The following is a 14,083-nucleotide window of genomic DNA, read 5'->3' on the forward strand; positions in this document are numbered from 1 at the left end:
CGCGCGCCGAATGTTGCGCTCTCATTCGGGCCCTCGCGCCCCCGATCGACGATCCGCTGCGGGGCGCGAAAGCGCAAGCCGGTAAGGTTCGGACCCGGTGAAACCCCGCATAGAATATTTCGTCATTTTCCGACAGAAAAAAGATATTGCATCGCACCATCGACATGTGTATAGTTGGAACCGTCTCCTCCATGTCTCCTCCTGATATGGATTCACCCGCTCCCTGTGAGCGGGTTTTTTTTGCCTGCGGGCGACGATTCCTCGGCCGAAGCCCGGCGTTCGCATCGGGCCTTGCATTCCCGGCCCGCCGCTTGGCCTACACTCCTCATGCCGACCGGCGCAGCCTGGCGGCGCGCGCGTCCTCAAGTAGCGCAAAAAGGAGCCATGATGAAACCGACGATTCGCGAAATCGACCATGTCGTGATCCGCGCAGCCGATCCGGCCGCGATGGCGCGTTTCTACTGCGACGCGCTCGGATGCACGATCGAAAAGGAGCAGCCCGATATCGGCCTGACGCAACTGCGCGCGGGGCGTTCGATGATCGATCTGCTTGCGGTCGGTTCGAAGCTGGACCGCGGCGACGGCGGCCTGCCGGGGCAGGGACGCAACATGGATCATCTCTGCCTGCGCATCGAACACTACGACGCGGCGCGCCTTGCCGCTCACTTGGCCGCCCACGGCGCGCGGCTGGGGCCAGAAGGGCGTCGATATGGTGCGGACGGGTTCGGAACGTCGCTTTATCTGTTCGATCCCGAAGGCAACATGGTCGAACTGAAAGGGCCGCCCGAAGCGACGTGCACGACTTCCCTTTGATGTAACAACGCAAAGCGCCGGCTTACTGCCATGTCAGTGCGGCGGCACGCCGCCGGACGGGCGCCGCGGCTTAGTTCGCGCTGCCCGGTTTCAGCACGGTCCACTGAAGTTCGACGGGCTCCGAGTTCGCCGTCGTACAGAGCGCCGAACCGTCCTGCACGGTGAATTGCAGCCGCATCGTGCGTTCGGCCAAGCGCGCAAGCGCTTCGCCGGCGCCTTGCGCGAGCGACCAGACCTCGACGTTGCGCAGCCGCTCGACCTTGCCGCGCACGCCGTCCCACCAGATTTGCGAAGTGCGGCCGCCGTACGCAATGACGTACACGCGCTCGGCCCGTGCGCTCGCTTTCGCCAGACGGCGCTCGTCGGGCTGTCCCACTTCGACCCAGGTTTGAATCGCACCGGTCAGGTCTTTTTCCCAGAGGTCGGGTTCGTCCGTATCGGACAGTCCCTTCGCCAGTTCGAGCCGTTCGCTCGCGAGCAAGGCAAAGGCGGCGAGGCGCACCATCATCCGCTCGTCCGTTTCTGACGGGTGACGCGCGATCGTCAACGCGTGATCGGCGTAATAGTGTCGATCCATATCGGCAATTTGGATCTCCGCTTTGTAGATCGTCGATTTAAGGGCCATGCAGCGTCAGAGAGCTCGTTTGCGGTTTGCGCGAAATCGGTCGCGTGTCGGTGCGGCGCGCGTCATTGCGCACCGCCGTCGGCGGGGATGATAGCGAAAACCGGGACGCCAATGGCAAACGGCTCGGTCTGTAGCCGAGCCGTAGTAGGTGATTACGCGGGATATGCCTATGAAGAACACGCACCAAGCCGCACGCACGCATACGGTCGCGCGCGCAACGAACGGGCGATGAACGTGCGACGAGCGTGCCGCGTAGACGCGCCCCGCAATGCGCCGGCGCGCGAGCGCCGGGCGTTATTGCCGCAGTGAAAGGTGACCCGACCGCGCCGCTTACTGCTTGATGAATTCAGCGTGCGTCCAAAGGCCCTCTGTGTCCTGATTGCCTGCGTTCACGAATTCGACGTCGCGGCCGACCACGCGCACGATGCGGAAATCGGCGTGTTCCGGCGCGGACAGGCATTGATAGCCGGAGAAGTATTCCTGCATCTTTTGCTGTTCGCCCGCTTGCGCGTGCTGATAGGCGGCGTCGAGCTTATCCTTCGATAAGCAGCCATAGGCGTTCGGCCTGAATTGGAATGTGTGTTGCGGTCGCAGGACGTCGTCTTGCGCTTGCGCTACCGTGGCCACGGCGGCCAATCCCATGAGCACCAAAAGCATGCCGGCTGGCTTTTTCATATATGCCTCCATGCGGGTTTTCACTATGGTTAGCTATGTATTTAAAGGCAATCGAAAACCCACGTATTTCAGCCTAGAACATGCGTACAAAAGCTCAAGCACATCTTGTGTGCGTTCGCAAAAGCGACGGATTGTCGCACCCGGGCGACCCCCGTCGCAGGATGCGCTTTGACTCGCTCGAACGCTTTGTTCTCAAGGGATCGAGCGCGGCGAGCGGCACCGGGAATGACGTCCGATAAGGCTTTGCGGGAAAGGCGTCGGCCGGCGCGGGATTAAATTAAACAAATTAATAAATCCAAAAAGCATTTTGCGGCACTGCACATAAAGACGTTCAAAAAAAGCTGCTGACAATGCCGAATAACGGAATAGCTACAGGACAAAAACGATGCCTGCCGTTGCCCCGCCCTGCACCGATCATGAGCGCCGATAGGGCGCGAGTCCGTACTACGCAAAGACGTAGAAATAAAGCATCCGATGCGAGATGGCTTGCTTTGCTGCGCGAGCCATGGATAAATCCGTTTCTCGGTCCGACGGCTTTGCATTTGCCTTGACCGGGCGAAGCAAAGCGCCCTATGCGCGCTGCCCATTTTGCGAGGTGCATCGGGTATCGCCCCAAGCGCCGCGCGGCTTCGCACCGCACATCTGTTTCCGTCACCAAGGAGAGGTTCGAAATGAGTCTTGCCCACTGGCTGCCGTTTGCCCTCGCATCGGAGATCGTCATCGCCATTCCGGGGCCGACCGCGCTACTCGTCGTTTCTTACGCGCTTGGCCATGGCCGGCGCTACGCGCTGGCAACGACGGCCGGCGTCGCGCTAGGCGATTTGACGTCGATGACAGCTTCGATGTGCGGCCTCGGCGCCTTGTTGGCCGCATCGGCGACGGCATTCACCGTGGTCAAATGGATCGGTGCGCTGTACCTCGTCTACCTCGGGGTCAAGCTTTGGCGAGCACCGGTGTCAACCGGCGATGCACCCGAACCCGGTGAAACGCGCACGTTGCGCGTGATCGCGCATGCGTATGCCGTGACGGCGCTCAATCCGAAGAGCATCGTGTTTTTCATCGCATTCGTGCCGCAGTTCATGGATCTGCACGCGCCCGTTTGGCCGCAGGTGGCGATTCTCGAAGCGACCTTCATCACCCTTGGGGCATCGACCGCGTTCACCTACGCGATGTTGGCGTCAGGGGCGCGCCGCGCCATTCGCAATGTCTCTGTGCAGCGTGCGGTCAACCGCACCGGCGGCTCGCTATTGGTGGGCGCGGGCGTGCTGGCCGCGGCCTGGAAGCAGGCTTCGACCTGAACGCGCTTTTTTAATGCGGGCGATCCCACGCGGGCCGAGCGTCGAGCCGCACGAGCCGAGCGACATGCGCATAGAATGGACATCACGTTCTCCGCTTATGCCCGGTGTGGCACGGGAGGCTCATCGTGATCGAACGAGTGATTCTGGGCGCATTTCTCGTGCTGCCGCTGTTGATCGTCGCGTTTCTTTTTTCTGACGAATTGTGGCAAGACCATTTGCGCCAGACGCGCGCCGCGTCGCCGCGCCGCGTCGACTGGCGGCATCCATTGCGCAGTTTGTTGCATCGGCACTGATACGGGCGCCCGCTTCTTTCAAAGCAGACGGTACAAGAGCCGGGCCGCCGCGCGGGCGGTTCGGTTGTCCTGATCGTATTCGGGGTTATATTCGGCGATATCGGCGACACGCAGTTTGCTCGATGTCCGCAGGCGCATGACCATCGCTTCGACGACGGCGAGCGGCACGCCGAGCGCAGCCGGAGCCGAAACGCCGGGCGCGACGCCGGCCGGCAGGACATCGAGGTCGATCGTCAGATAGATGTCGTCGGCGCCTTCGATCAAGCGGTCGAGTTCTGCCAGCCGATCGCCCAGATGCCGCTCCTGCATGGCCAGATCGAGCGCGTAGTGTGCACCGATCGCCTCGGCCCGCGCGAACAGCGCCGCCGTGTTCGCCAATTCGCTGACGCCAAAGCAGGCATACGTCAACGGCGTCTCGCGCGCCTCGCACTCGCGCGCGATCTGATCGAACGGCGTGCCCGAATTGCCGGGGCGGGTCGTGCGCAAATCGAAGTGCGCGTCGAAATTGACGACGAGCAACCGGCGCATGACGGCGACATCGCTATCGCTATCGCTATCGGTAAGCGCTCGCGCGTCGAGCCAGCCGCGCAGTCCGCAATACGTGCCCCAAGCGACTTCGTGCCCTCCCCCAAGCACGATAGGGCGTGCCCCTGCAGTCAATACGCGCTTTACCTGCTCGCCGAGCGCCGCTTGCGCGCCCTCCAGGTCGACCCCCTCGCAGACGATGTCGCCGGCGTCGAAGCATTGCGTCACGCGGTGTGCGGGCAGACCGGCGAGCGCGTGCCGCAAGCGTCGCGGGGCATGCGCCGCGCCGACGCGTCCCTGGTTGCGGCGAACGCCTTCGTCGCAGGCAAAGCCGATCAACACGGGCGCGCCGATCGTTCGTTCGTGCGCTGATTCGTCGTAGTCGTGCACGCGCTCGAACAACCTCGCGGTATCGCCGCCCTCCCCTGCATCGCGGCGCCCGGTCCAGACGGATGCATCGAACATGGCTGTCAAGCGCGCGAGAGTACCGCTTGCAGGAATGCGCGGGTGCGCGGCTGCGTCGGCGAAGAAAAAATCGTTTGGGGCGTGCCGGTTTCGACGATCACGCCACCGTCCATGACGACGACGACATCGGCCACTTCTTTCGCGAAACCCATCTCGTGGGTGACGACCACCATCGTCATGCCCTCGCTCGCCAGCATCTTCATGACTTGCAGCACCTCCCCGACGAGTTCGGGGTCAAGCGCCGAGGTGGGCTCGTCGAACAGCATGACGCGCGGACGCATCGCCAGCGCGCGCGCGATCGCGACCCGCTGCTTTTGCCCGCCCGACAGGCTGGCCGGCATCGCCTGCGCCTTATGCGCGAGCCCGACTTTTTCGAGCAGCGCGAGTGCCGCTGCCTCGGCGTCCTGCTGAGAGACACCGCGCAGCTTGCGCGGGCCCAGCGTGATGTTGTGGAGCACCGACAAATGCGGAAACAGGTTGAACGACTGGAACACCATGCCGACTTCGGTGCGCAGCGCATTGAGTGCGCTTTCCTTGAGCATGACGCCTTGGTCGACGAGCCGATGCCCGCAAATGTCGATGGTGCCGCCTTCCGGTTGTTCGAGGCCGTTGCAACAGCGCAGGAACGTGCTCTTGCCCGAGCCGCTCGGCCCGATGACGACGACGACCTGCGAGGGCGCGACGTCGAAGTCGATCCCGTTCAAAACCGTATGCACGCCATACGATTTCTTCAGGCCGCGGATGCGGATGATGGGACCGTCGCCCGCGGCGGTCTGTGCTTGCGGCAGTGCGTTCACTGGACCATTCCTCCCGCGCGCAGCCGTCGCTCCGCACGTTGCAACAGGTAATTCGTCGTGCTCGTGAGCACAAGGTAGACGAGCGCGATCGCCAGATAGACTTCGAGCGATCGATACGAGACGCTGATGATCTTTTGTCCTTCATGCATGAGATCGTCGATCGTCAGCAGCGACACGAGCGCCGAATTCTTGATGAGCGCGATGAATTCGTTGCCGAGCGGCGGAATCATGCGCACGACCGCCTGCGGCAGGATGACGGTGCGCATGGCGAGCGACGAGGACATGCCGATCGAGCGAGCCGCTTCCATCTGGCCGCGATCGACCGACTGAATGGCGCCGCGCACGATCTCCGACACATAAGCCGCGGAATACAGCCCCAGACCGAGCACACCGCAGAAGAAGGCGGGCAGCATGATGTTGAACTGCGGCAGTCCGAAGAACAACAGAAAGAGCTGCACGAGCAGCGGCGTGCCCCGAAAAAACGTCAGATACGCCGTGCAAAAACCATAGACAAACCTGCGTTGCCGCGCGAGCCGGCCGATGCCGATCAGCAGCCCGAGCGCACAACTGACGACGAGCGCAGCGGCCGTGACCTCGATCGTGACGGCGGCCCCGCGCAAGATGTCGGTCCAGCCCGCGAAGACGGGAGAAAAGTCGAGATCCATCAGCGTCGGTTCGTAACGAGAAAACTTCAGAGAAACTTCGGGCCGCGCGCGAAGCGCGACCCACGGCGCGACGTGCGGGTTACTTGTTGCTGAACCACTTCTTCACGAGCGCGGCATAGGTGCCGTCCGCTTTGATCTTATCGAGCGCCGCGTTGAGGGCATCACGCAGTTGCGGCTCGTCTTTGCGCACGGCGATGCCGTACTGCTCGGTCGTCAGTTGCTCGTCGAGCACGCGAAAGCCGGGACGCGTGCGCGCGAGCTGATAGGCCGCCGGCTTGCCGGTCACGGCGGCGTCGACGCGGCCGATGCCGACCAGATCGAACATCTCCTCGTTCTTCTCCACTTCGACGCGCTGCACTTGCGGGTAGTGCTCATGCAGGAAGTTGACGGACTTCGTGCCCACCTGAACGCTGACCTTCTTACCGTTGAGATCGGCGAGCGTCTTGATCGGCGAACCCGCTTTCACGAGCGCAACGAGGCCGCCTGCGTAATAAGGCTTCGTGAAATCGACGACTTGCGCGCGCTCGGGCGTGATGTAGATCGCAGAAATCGCGATGTCGAAGCGATGGGCGACGAGGCCCGGCACGAGCCCCTTGAAGTCGATGTCGGTCCATTGCACCTGTTTGCCCATCGCTTTGGCCAATGCATTCATGAGGTCGATATCGAAGCCGGTCCGTGCCCCGTTTTCGGTGAATTCCATCGGCGGGAAGGTGGCATCGGTGGCCACCGTGAGCGTTGCGGCGTCCGCTGCAACGGCACCGCGCGGTGCGATAGCGAAGGACAATGCCGCGCTCATGCAAAGGGCGGCGAGCAGGCGAATCGGTTTCATCGAGGGTCTCCTTGGTTCCAGGCAACGCCGCATCAGGCCGGCGATTCGGTTAAACATCAGTCGTTTTGCAGCCGGCGCGAGATGTCGCGCGCCGTGCGGCGGGTGGCGTCGATCAGTGCGGCCTCGCGGCCCGGCACGCGCGTGACGGGCGCCATCAGCGTGATCGACGCGACACCGGGGCTCGAACGTGCAACGCGCGCGAAGATCGGCGCGCTCACGCCCCATACGCCGGGATCGACTTCGCTGTCGCTCACGACGTAGCCTTCGCTGCGGATCGTCGCCAGTTGCTTTTCCAGTTCCGCACGTCCCTGTGCATCGTCAGCGAACATCGTGTCGAGAATGTCCGACGCGCGACGTTCGTTCATGAACGCCAGCAGCGATTTGGCCGAGGCGCCGGCTTTCAAAGGCACGGCACGGCCCTTTTCGAACGAACAACGCAACGAATGCAGGCTCTCGATCATTTCAAGGCAGATCACCTGCTCTTTGACCGCGACGACGAGGCCCACGCTTTCGCCCGAGGCATGCGCGAGCTGTTGCATGGCCGCCCGGCTGGCCTCGATCAGATGCGAGCCGAGATCGAACGAGAGCGCCAGTTGCAAACTGACCGGACCCGGCGCATAGCGGCCGCCGTCTTCGGAGACGAAACCCCACCGCTTCAATAGCGCGATCTGTCGATAGAGCGTGCTTTGCGCGAGCCCGGTCTTGCCGACGAGCTCGCGCACGGTCATGGCTTTGCCGTGGTGGGCCAGCGAGGCAAGCACGAGCAGGATTCGCTCGGCGCCGGTTCCAGGTGCGTCCTGCATGACAGATCGGTCCGTTCAAAAGCGTGTCGATGTCAAGGATGCCTCAGTATTCCCATCGAAGAAAAATCGGATTCCCATTGAACGGGATTCGACTGGCGGGGTTTACCCCTAACGAACATGAAAAAAGGACCATTGACGATCGTCAAACCGAGCGTGACGGGAGACGGCTACGGTGCTCGGTTGCCTTTTTTATTTGTCATACCTAAAGTCATCCGTCCCCTTTTTTTGACCAACTCTCTCGTCATTAAAAACGATTCCATCCGAAAAAACACTTAAGGCTAATTGCGGATGTGCCGTTCATGGCGCTTATCACCGTCGGCTTCCGCCGATGGCATCAATGGGCGTATGAGAGACGTCCTTTCTCAAAGGTAGCGAAGAGAAAATGAATCTATCCCACATGAAGGTAGCGAGTCGCCTCGGAATCGGCTTCACGCTGGTCTCGGCTCTGCTCGTTCTGGTTACCGTATTCGCGCTCGTTCGCATGTCGACGCTGGAGTCGTCGATGACCGACATCACCGACGTGAACTCCGTGCAAGCGGGTTTGGCGAATCGGCTCGACGAAAGTATTTCCAATCGCGCGCTGGCGTTGCGCAACCTGCTTCTTTTGCAAGCAGACCAAGCCGATCAAATCGCCATCGAGTCGAAGCGCTTCGACGAAGAAACGGCCATCTATGACGACAGCCGCAATAAGCTCGTGACGATGTTCGCCTTGCCCGGCACGAGCGACGAAGAGAAGTCGTTGCTGCAGCAAGTGCAACAGCAGGGCGAATTGGCGTTGCCTTTGATGAAGAAGGCGAAGGACCTCGCTTTGGCCGGCCAGCGCGATACCGCCTACCATCTACTTCGCTTCGAGTTGCGGCCGATCCAGGCGAAATGGTGGGGCGCCGTGCGTCAGTTGCGCGCGCTTGAACGCAAACAGAACGACGCATTGACCGCCGACGCAAAGGCATCGTACGCATCGAGCCGAATCGGTATGCTCGCATTGGCGCTTTGCGCGCTCGTCGTCGGCGTGGTCGCCTCGATCACGATCACGCGCGGCATCGTCAAGCAGCTCGGCGGCGAACCTGCCGATGCCGCCGAGGCCGCCGATCGCGTCGCGACAGGCGATTTGTCGACGGACGTCGTTGTGAAGCCCGGCGACGACTCAAGTCTCATGCACTCGATGGCGACCATGCGCGAAAGCCTCGTCGGCATCGTGAGCCAGGTCCACGTCAGTACCGGTGCGATTGCCTCGGCCGCGGGGCAGATCGCGAGCGGCAACCTCGATCTGTCCTCGCGCACCGAAGAGCAGGCGGCTTCGCTCGAAGAGACGGCTGCTTCGATGGAAGAGCTGACGGCAACCGTCAAACGCAATTCGGAACACGCGCGGCAGGCGAACGAGCTCGCGGCGTCGGCCTCCGTCGTGTCCGAGCGGGCAGGCGATGTGGTTTCCCAGGTCGTGCAAACGATGGGTTCGATCAATCAGGCTTCGCAGAAGATCGTCGAGATCATCGCCGTGATCGACGGCATTGCCTTCCAAACGAACATTCTCGCGCTCAACGCTGCGGTCGAAGCGGCCCGCGCCGGAGAGCAGGGCCGCGGCTTCGCCGTCGTGGCCTCCGAAGTGCGCTCGCTGGCTCAGCGCTCGGCCACGGCAGCCAAGGAAATCAAGGCGCTGATCGGCGGCTCGGTCGAACAGGTCGAACAGGGCAACCGGCTCGTGGACGAGGCCGGCACGACGATGAAAGACGTGCTCGACAGCGTCAAACGCGTGACGCTGATCATGGACGAGATCATGAGCGCCAGCGAAGAACAGGCAACCGGCATCGAGCAGATCAACCTCGCACTGACACAAATGGATCAGGTGACGCAGCAGAACGCGGCGCTCGTCGAGGAAGCGGCTGCTGCAGCCGAATCGATGCGCGAGCAGGCGGAGACGCTCGTCACCGCCGTCAGCGTGTTCAAGTTGCGGCATGGCGCGTCCGCTTCGGCGTCGGGCGCTTACGGGTCGCAGCGCGCGAGCGTCGCGCGAGGCCCGGCTCGGCTCGCCGCGCCGGACGCCAGCCGGCTCGTCTATGAGCCCGCCTGATCGAGGCTGTTCAAGCGGATCGGCGACGCAAAGGTTTCGCTGCGTGATGCGGCCTCGTCGGTTCGATCTGTTGTTTTCGAAACGGGTGCATACGTTGCGCGTCGCGCAGGCCATGACGCGCTGCGCACAGCGCCTCTATTGCGACAACTTCAATCTAAGGATGCTGCCCCATGGACGGTAATGCTCAGGCTCGCGCCGCGCAGCCTTGGCCCGCGTACGAGGTTGAATCGGGAAGCGTCGGTTGGCGGAGCGCTGGTGGCGACAACGCCAACGTTTTCCGTCACGCCGGGAGCCTGTCCGAAGACGCGCGCGAACTGCAATTCGGCCATCCGCCCATGACGTTCTGGTTGACGGGCTTGAGCGGCGCCGGCAAATCGACGATCGCTTTCGACCTGGAACGCCTGCTTCGGTGCGAGGCGCGTCCGTGCGTCGTACTGGACGGCGACAACCTGCGTTGCGGCCTGAATCGCGATCTCGGGTTTTCCGATCGCGATCGCCGGGAAAACATCCGGCGCGCGGCAGAAGTCGCGCGCGTGATGAACGACGTCGGCCTCGTGGTCATCACCTCGTTCGTCTCACCGCTGCGAGACGATCGCGCCGCGGCGCGCGAGATCATCGGCGACGCGCGCTTCGTCGAGGTGCATGTCAGCACGCCGTTGCAGGTGTGTGAGTCGCGCGACCCGAAGGGGCTTTATCGAAAAGCGCGTCGAGGCGAACTCGCGCAATTCACGGGGATCGGCGCGCCGTATGAGCCGCCGCTCGCACCCGCGCTCTCGCTCGATACCGCGAGATTGCCGCAAGGCGGCGCGGCGGCGCAACTGTTGGACTACCTGCGACGGCGTGACCGGGAGCATGAAGATGGGCAACGCGGTTGAAATGGATCAGGCCCCGGTGCCGGCCCCCGTGCTCGCTTACGACGTATTCAACGGCGATGCCGACGGCCTGTGCGCGTTGCATCAGTTGCGGTTGGCGCAGCCGCGCGAGGCGCTGTGCATTACGGGTGTCAAACGCGATATCGCCTTACTGCGACACGTCCCCTGCGAATCCGCTATCGACGTGACCGTGCTCGACGTCTCGCTCGATGCCAACCTCGATGCGCTGCAGCGTTTGCTCGAAGCCGGTGCTTGCGTCGCCTACTACGACCATCACAGCGCGCGGTGCGCGTTCGACCATCCGCGGCTGCAGTTTGCGTGGGATGAATCGCCGCAAGTGTGTACGAGCGTCATCGTCGATCGGATGCTTGGCGGCCGGTACCGGCCTTGGGCGATTGCCGCCGCGTTCGGCGACAATCTCGACACGACTGGCCGCCGCCTCGCGCTCGCGCACGGTATGGCCCAGCACGAGATCGCCGTGCTGGCGACGCTCGGGCGGTTGCTCAACTACAACGCGTACGGCGAATCGCTCGACGATCTGCATATGCGGCCCGATGCGCTCTATCGCGAGCTGCATCTGTTCGACGACCCGCTCGAGTTCGTCGCGGCTTCCGGCTGCTTCGCGCAGCTCGAGCACGGCTACTGGCAGGATCTGGCGCAGGTCGATGCGATCGCGCCCTATCGCACGTCGGACGATGGCGCCGTCTACGTGCTGCCCGACGCACCGTGGGCGCGCCGCATCTGCGGCACGTTCGCGAACCTGTTGGCGGCGCAGTCACGCGACAAATCGTTCGCAGTCCTAAACGAACGGCGAGACGGTTCGTTTTGTATCAGCGTGCGCTCGGCCCAGCCCGGCGCGCGCCCGGCCCACGCGTTATGCGAGCGCTTCGACGGCGGCGGAGGTCGACGGGCCGCCGCGGGCGTCAACGCGCTGCCCGGCGCGGCGATCGACACATTTATCGAAGCATTTTTCAGCTACTTCACGACGATGGGCGTTGCCGATGCGATGTCCGCTGTCGCGTGCAAATAAGAAACCGAGGAAGACCAGGCATGAACTCACTACCCCATCGAGCATCGCCCGGTGCGCGCCCGCGGCCCGTTTTGATGATTCCGCTGCGCCGCTGCGGCAGCCACGCATTGCGTCTGCGTTTGAATTTGAGCGACGGGTTCTACTCGCCCTACCCGCTGCATATCGTCGACTTCATGCCGATCGTGCCGCTCTACGGTGACCTGCAAGACGATCGCGCCTACTTCCGGCTCGTGACCGACGTCGTCGGGTTGCAGGCGGCGAGCATGGTGAAGTGGCCCGGCATCGTGTTCGATCCGGTGGACGTATTCGAAGCGATCCGTCACGAGCCGCGCAGTGTGCATCGGATCGTCTGGGAGTTGCTGCTGCGAGCGGGCGAGCACAACGGCGCCCGCGTCGTCATGGACAAATCGCTCGACAGCGTGCATTACGCCGACGAACTGATGCGGCTCTTTCCCGACATGCGGTTCCTGAACGTCGTGCGCGATCCGCGCGCGCAGATCGCGTCGATGAATCAGGCGATCATTCACGACTTCGATACGCTCCTCAATGCGCAAACCTGGGTCGAGGCGCATCGCGCTGCCGACAGGGTTCGAGAGCACTATCCGCAACGGACGCTGACGGTCCGCTACGAGGATTTCCTGGCTGACGAAGAAGCCGTGCTGAAGGAGATCTGCGGCTTCTTCGGCATCGCGTTCGTGCCGAAGATGCTGGACGTATCGCACTCGGCCGAAGCGCGACAGATCTCGCGGATGTCGGCCCTGTGGTCGTCCAATTGCTTCGCACCGATCGCCGCGAACATCGACAAGTACAAGAAGGCCCTGTCGATGGAGGAAATCGCGATCATCGAAACGCTGACGGGCCCCTACATGCAGCGCTACGGCTACGAGCGCATGACGGACGGCGGCGCAGCGATCGATGCGAAGACGCTCGACGCCGCGCGCGCAACCTCCGACCTCGGTCGGGGGCAGGCGTGGCAGACGCTCGAGCGCAGCAACTTTCGCGACTTCGCGCTGCGGCGGCACCGTGCCGAATATCTTGCGACTGTGCGTGCACGGATGGAGCAATGGGCGGCCGCGCGCGCGACGCAGCGCCATGACGAAGCCGGGAAACTCGACGAGTTGACCGAAGCGTTCGAAGTGCATGACTGACCGCGCCGCGCGCAAGCGATAAGCGCGCCCCTGATCAACGAGCGACCCACATTACCTTCCACCGCACCGGACGCAGCGCGCAATGGACGCGCACGCCGGACGGTGGAGGCCGTGCACCCTGAGAGAACACCATCATGTCGATCGCGATGACATTACAGACGCAAGTCGCGCTTGCCTGCCTGTCCGGCTTGTCGATCGGCTTCGCGCTGGGTCTTGTCGGCGGCGGGGCCGGCACGTTGTCCGTGCCCTTGTTGCTTTATTTCGTCAAGGTCGGCGATGCGCATGTCGCGATCGGAACCACAGCGGCTGCGATTTCCGCAACGGCGCTCGTCAACCTCGTCTCATACGCCCGGGCGGGCCTCGTGCAATGGCGCACGGGGGCCGTGTTCGCCGCCGCCGGCATGGCGGGCGCATTCGCGGGATCGCGCTGGTCGCTGCGCGTGGACGGCGGCGCCCTGATGCTTCTGCTTGCGGCCATCGTCGCAGTCGTTGCGCTTTTGATGTTCTCGCCCGTGCAAGCGGCCAGCGGCGGCATGGCCGCGCCGGGCGCGCCGGGCAGAGCGTTCGCGACTGCCGGGGCGGGCGTGGCCGTTGGCGGCGTGGCCGGCTTCTTCGGCATCAGCGGCGGCTTCCTGTCGGTGCCGGCGCTGCATTTCATCGCACGGGTGCCCATGCTCGAAGCGGTGGCCTCCTCGCTCGTATCGGTCGTCGCATTCGGCTCGACGACGGCGGCCAACTACGCGCTGGCCGGAAAAGTGAACGCGCCACTCGCGCTCGCACTGGTTGTCGGCGGCGTCGTGGGCGGTCACGGGGGCATGCGTATGGCAAAGGCCATCGCCGTCAAAGGCCATGCGTTGCGCCGCATTTTCGCCGGATTGCTGCTCTTGATCGCCACCTATATCGCCTACCGGAGCGTCGGCTAGCGCGCCCGATCCGTCGATCGCGCAAACCACACGCGTTTTGAAGCTGTCCTTATCAAGATTTGAAGAGAACATCATGTGCCTCCTTATAGAGAACGCTGACGCGGACACCCGCCCCCCTACGCGGCCGCGCATGGACCACCTCGACTGGCTCGAGGCGGAATCGATCCACATCCTGCGCGAGCTCGTGGCCGAGTGCAGCAAGCCTGCGCTGCTGTTTTCGGGCGGCAAGGACTCGGTGGTCGTGCTGCATCTGG

15 protein-coding genes and 1 pseudogene are annotated in these 14,083 nt (G+C 63.3%); 9 read left to right on the top strand and 7 right to left on the bottom strand.

Annotated elements, in window-relative coordinates:
• Positions 1 to 387 precede the first annotated feature (387 nt).
• Positions 388 to 813 (top strand): VOC family protein, encoded by a 426-nt coding sequence (locus C0Z19_RS22290; RefSeq protein ID WP_102612028.1) that lies wholly within the window; start codon positions 388 to 390, stop codon positions 811 to 813.
• Positions 814 to 883: 70 nt separating this feature from the next.
• Here C0Z19_RS22290 and C0Z19_RS22295 read toward each other — a convergent pair whose 3' ends face one another.
• Together C0Z19_RS22295 and sap1 are read right to left on the bottom strand one after the other, a co-directional pair.
• Positions 884 to 1,438: a YaeQ family protein gene (locus C0Z19_RS22295; protein WP_102612009.1), complete on the bottom strand. Its 555-nt coding sequence runs from the start codon at positions 1,436 to 1,438 to the stop codon at positions 884 to 886.
• Between the two features lie 330 nt (positions 1,439 to 1,768).
• Entirely contained in the window at positions 1,769 to 2,113 is a 345-nt protein-coding gene (gene sap1, locus C0Z19_RS22300; RefSeq protein ID WP_102612029.1) for a surface attachment protein Sap1, read from the bottom strand.
• A gap of 671 nt (positions 2,114 to 2,784) precedes the next feature.
• Between sap1 and C0Z19_RS22305 the strand changes: the two genes are divergently transcribed.
• Complete coding sequence (locus C0Z19_RS22305) at positions 2,785 to 3,411, top strand: LysE family translocator (RefSeq protein WP_102612010.1); 627 nt, start codon at positions 2,785 to 2,787, stop codon at positions 3,409 to 3,411.
• A gap of 125 nt (positions 3,412 to 3,536) precedes the next feature.
• Positions 3,537 to 3,704 carry a hypothetical protein gene (locus C0Z19_RS28520; RefSeq protein WP_175084082.1) on the top strand — a complete coding sequence of 56 codons (168 nt, stop codon included), beginning with the start codon at positions 3,537 to 3,539 and terminating at the stop codon, positions 3,702 to 3,704.
• A gap of 18 nt (positions 3,705 to 3,722) precedes the next feature.
• Here the strand turns inward: C0Z19_RS28520 and hutG are convergent, their stop codons facing one another.
• The 5 genes from hutG to C0Z19_RS22335 form a co-directional block, all read right to left on the bottom strand.
• Positions 3,723 to 4,703, bottom strand: coding sequence for a formimidoylglutamase (hutG, locus tag C0Z19_RS22315; RefSeq protein ID WP_425330302.1), 981 nt, complete (start codon positions 4,701 to 4,703; stop codon positions 3,723 to 3,725).
• Positions 4,700 to 5,482, bottom strand: a complete 783-nt coding sequence (locus C0Z19_RS22320) for an amino acid ABC transporter ATP-binding protein (protein ID WP_102612030.1) — start codon at positions 5,480 to 5,482, stop codon at positions 4,700 to 4,702. Before C0Z19_RS22320 ends, hutG begins: the two co-directional genes overlap by 4 nt.
• A gap of 5 nt (positions 5,483 to 5,487) precedes the next feature.
• The gene (locus C0Z19_RS22325) at positions 5,488 to 6,156 is read right to left on the bottom strand and encodes an amino acid ABC transporter permease (RefSeq protein ID WP_102612013.1); all 669 of its coding nucleotides are present in this window, start codon (positions 6,154 to 6,156) and stop codon (positions 5,488 to 5,490) included.
• Positions 6,157 to 6,235: 79 nt separating this feature from the next.
• Positions 6,236 to 6,985 carry a transporter substrate-binding domain-containing protein gene (locus C0Z19_RS22330; RefSeq protein WP_102612014.1) on the bottom strand — a complete coding sequence of 250 codons (750 nt, stop codon included), beginning with the start codon at positions 6,983 to 6,985 and terminating at the stop codon, positions 6,236 to 6,238.
• Positions 6,986 to 7,041: 56 nt separating this feature from the next.
• Positions 7,042 to 7,788, bottom strand: coding sequence for an IclR family transcriptional regulator (locus tag C0Z19_RS22335; RefSeq protein WP_102612015.1), 747 nt, complete (start codon positions 7,786 to 7,788; stop codon positions 7,042 to 7,044).
• Between the two features lie 382 nt (positions 7,789 to 8,170).
• Here C0Z19_RS22335 and C0Z19_RS22340 point away from each other — a divergent pair, with 382 nt between their 5' ends.
• The 6 genes and pseudogenes from C0Z19_RS22340 to C0Z19_RS22365 form a co-directional block, all read left to right on the top strand.
• Complete coding sequence (locus C0Z19_RS22340; protein ID WP_102612016.1) at positions 8,171 to 9,856, top strand: methyl-accepting chemotaxis protein; 1,686 nt, start codon at positions 8,171 to 8,173, stop codon at positions 9,854 to 9,856.
• Positions 9,857 to 10,026: 170 nt separating this feature from the next.
• The gene (gene cysC, locus C0Z19_RS22345) at positions 10,027 to 10,731 is read left to right on the top strand and encodes an adenylyl-sulfate kinase (RefSeq protein ID WP_102612017.1); all 705 of its coding nucleotides are present in this window, start codon (positions 10,027 to 10,029) and stop codon (positions 10,729 to 10,731) included.
• Position 10,732: 1 nt separating this feature from the next.
• Positions 10,733 to 11,758: a hypothetical protein gene (locus tag C0Z19_RS22350; RefSeq protein WP_102612031.1), complete on the top strand. Its 1,026-nt coding sequence runs from the start codon at positions 10,733 to 10,735 to the stop codon at positions 11,756 to 11,758.
• A gap of 20 nt (positions 11,759 to 11,778) precedes the next feature.
• Positions 11,779 to 12,906: a sulfotransferase family protein gene (locus C0Z19_RS22355; protein ID WP_102612018.1), complete on the top strand. Its 1,128-nt coding sequence runs from the start codon at positions 11,779 to 11,781 to the stop codon at positions 12,904 to 12,906.
• Between the two features lie 134 nt (positions 12,907 to 13,040).
• On the top strand, positions 13,041 to 13,829 hold the full coding sequence (locus C0Z19_RS22360; RefSeq protein ID WP_199180791.1) for a sulfite exporter TauE/SafE family protein: 789 nt from the start codon (positions 13,041 to 13,043) through the stop codon (positions 13,827 to 13,829).
• A 73-nt stretch (positions 13,830 to 13,902) separates the two neighbouring features.
• Positions 13,903 to 14,083 (top strand): annotated as a pseudogene (locus C0Z19_RS22365) (sulfate adenylyltransferase subunit CysD); the annotation flags it as partial.

This window comes from Trinickia soli (assembly GCF_002879855.1).
In the GTDB taxonomy this organism is placed as follows: Bacteria; Pseudomonadota; Gammaproteobacteria; order Burkholderiales; family Burkholderiaceae; genus Trinickia; species Trinickia soli.

Coding starts and splice junctions, on each gene's coding strand:
- C0Z19_RS22325 (WP_102612013.1), bottom strand. CDS start 6,156: ATGGATCTCGACTTTTCTCCCGTCTTCGCGGGCTGGACCGACATCTTG.
- C0Z19_RS22290 (WP_102612028.1), top strand. CDS start 388: ATGAAACCGACGATTCGCGAAATCGACCATGTCGTGATCCGCGCAGCC.
- C0Z19_RS22335 (WP_102612015.1), bottom strand. CDS start 7,788: ATGCAGGACGCACCTGGAACCGGCGCCGAGCGAATCCTGCTCGTGCTT.
- C0Z19_RS22360 (WP_199180791.1), top strand. CDS start 13,041: ATGTCGATCGCGATGACATTACAGACGCAAGTCGCGCTTGCCTGCCTG.
- C0Z19_RS22330 (WP_102612014.1), bottom strand. CDS start 6,985: ATGAAACCGATTCGCCTGCTCGCCGCCCTTTGCATGAGCGCGGCATTG.
- sap1 (WP_102612029.1), bottom strand. CDS start 2,113: ATGAAAAAGCCAGCCGGCATGCTTTTGGTGCTCATGGGATTGGCCGCC.
- C0Z19_RS22350 (WP_102612031.1), top strand. CDS start 10,733: ATGGATCAGGCCCCGGTGCCGGCCCCCGTGCTCGCTTACGACGTATTC.
- C0Z19_RS22295 (WP_102612009.1), bottom strand. CDS start 1,438: ATGGCCCTTAAATCGACGATCTACAAAGCGGAGATCCAAATTGCCGAT.
- cysC (WP_102612017.1), top strand. CDS start 10,027: ATGGACGGTAATGCTCAGGCTCGCGCCGCGCAGCCTTGGCCCGCGTAC.
- C0Z19_RS22305 (WP_102612010.1), top strand. CDS start 2,785: ATGAGTCTTGCCCACTGGCTGCCGTTTGCCCTCGCATCGGAGATCGTC.
- C0Z19_RS22340 (WP_102612016.1), top strand. CDS start 8,171: ATGAATCTATCCCACATGAAGGTAGCGAGTCGCCTCGGAATCGGCTTC.
- C0Z19_RS22355 (WP_102612018.1), top strand. CDS start 11,779: ATGAACTCACTACCCCATCGAGCATCGCCCGGTGCGCGCCCGCGGCCC.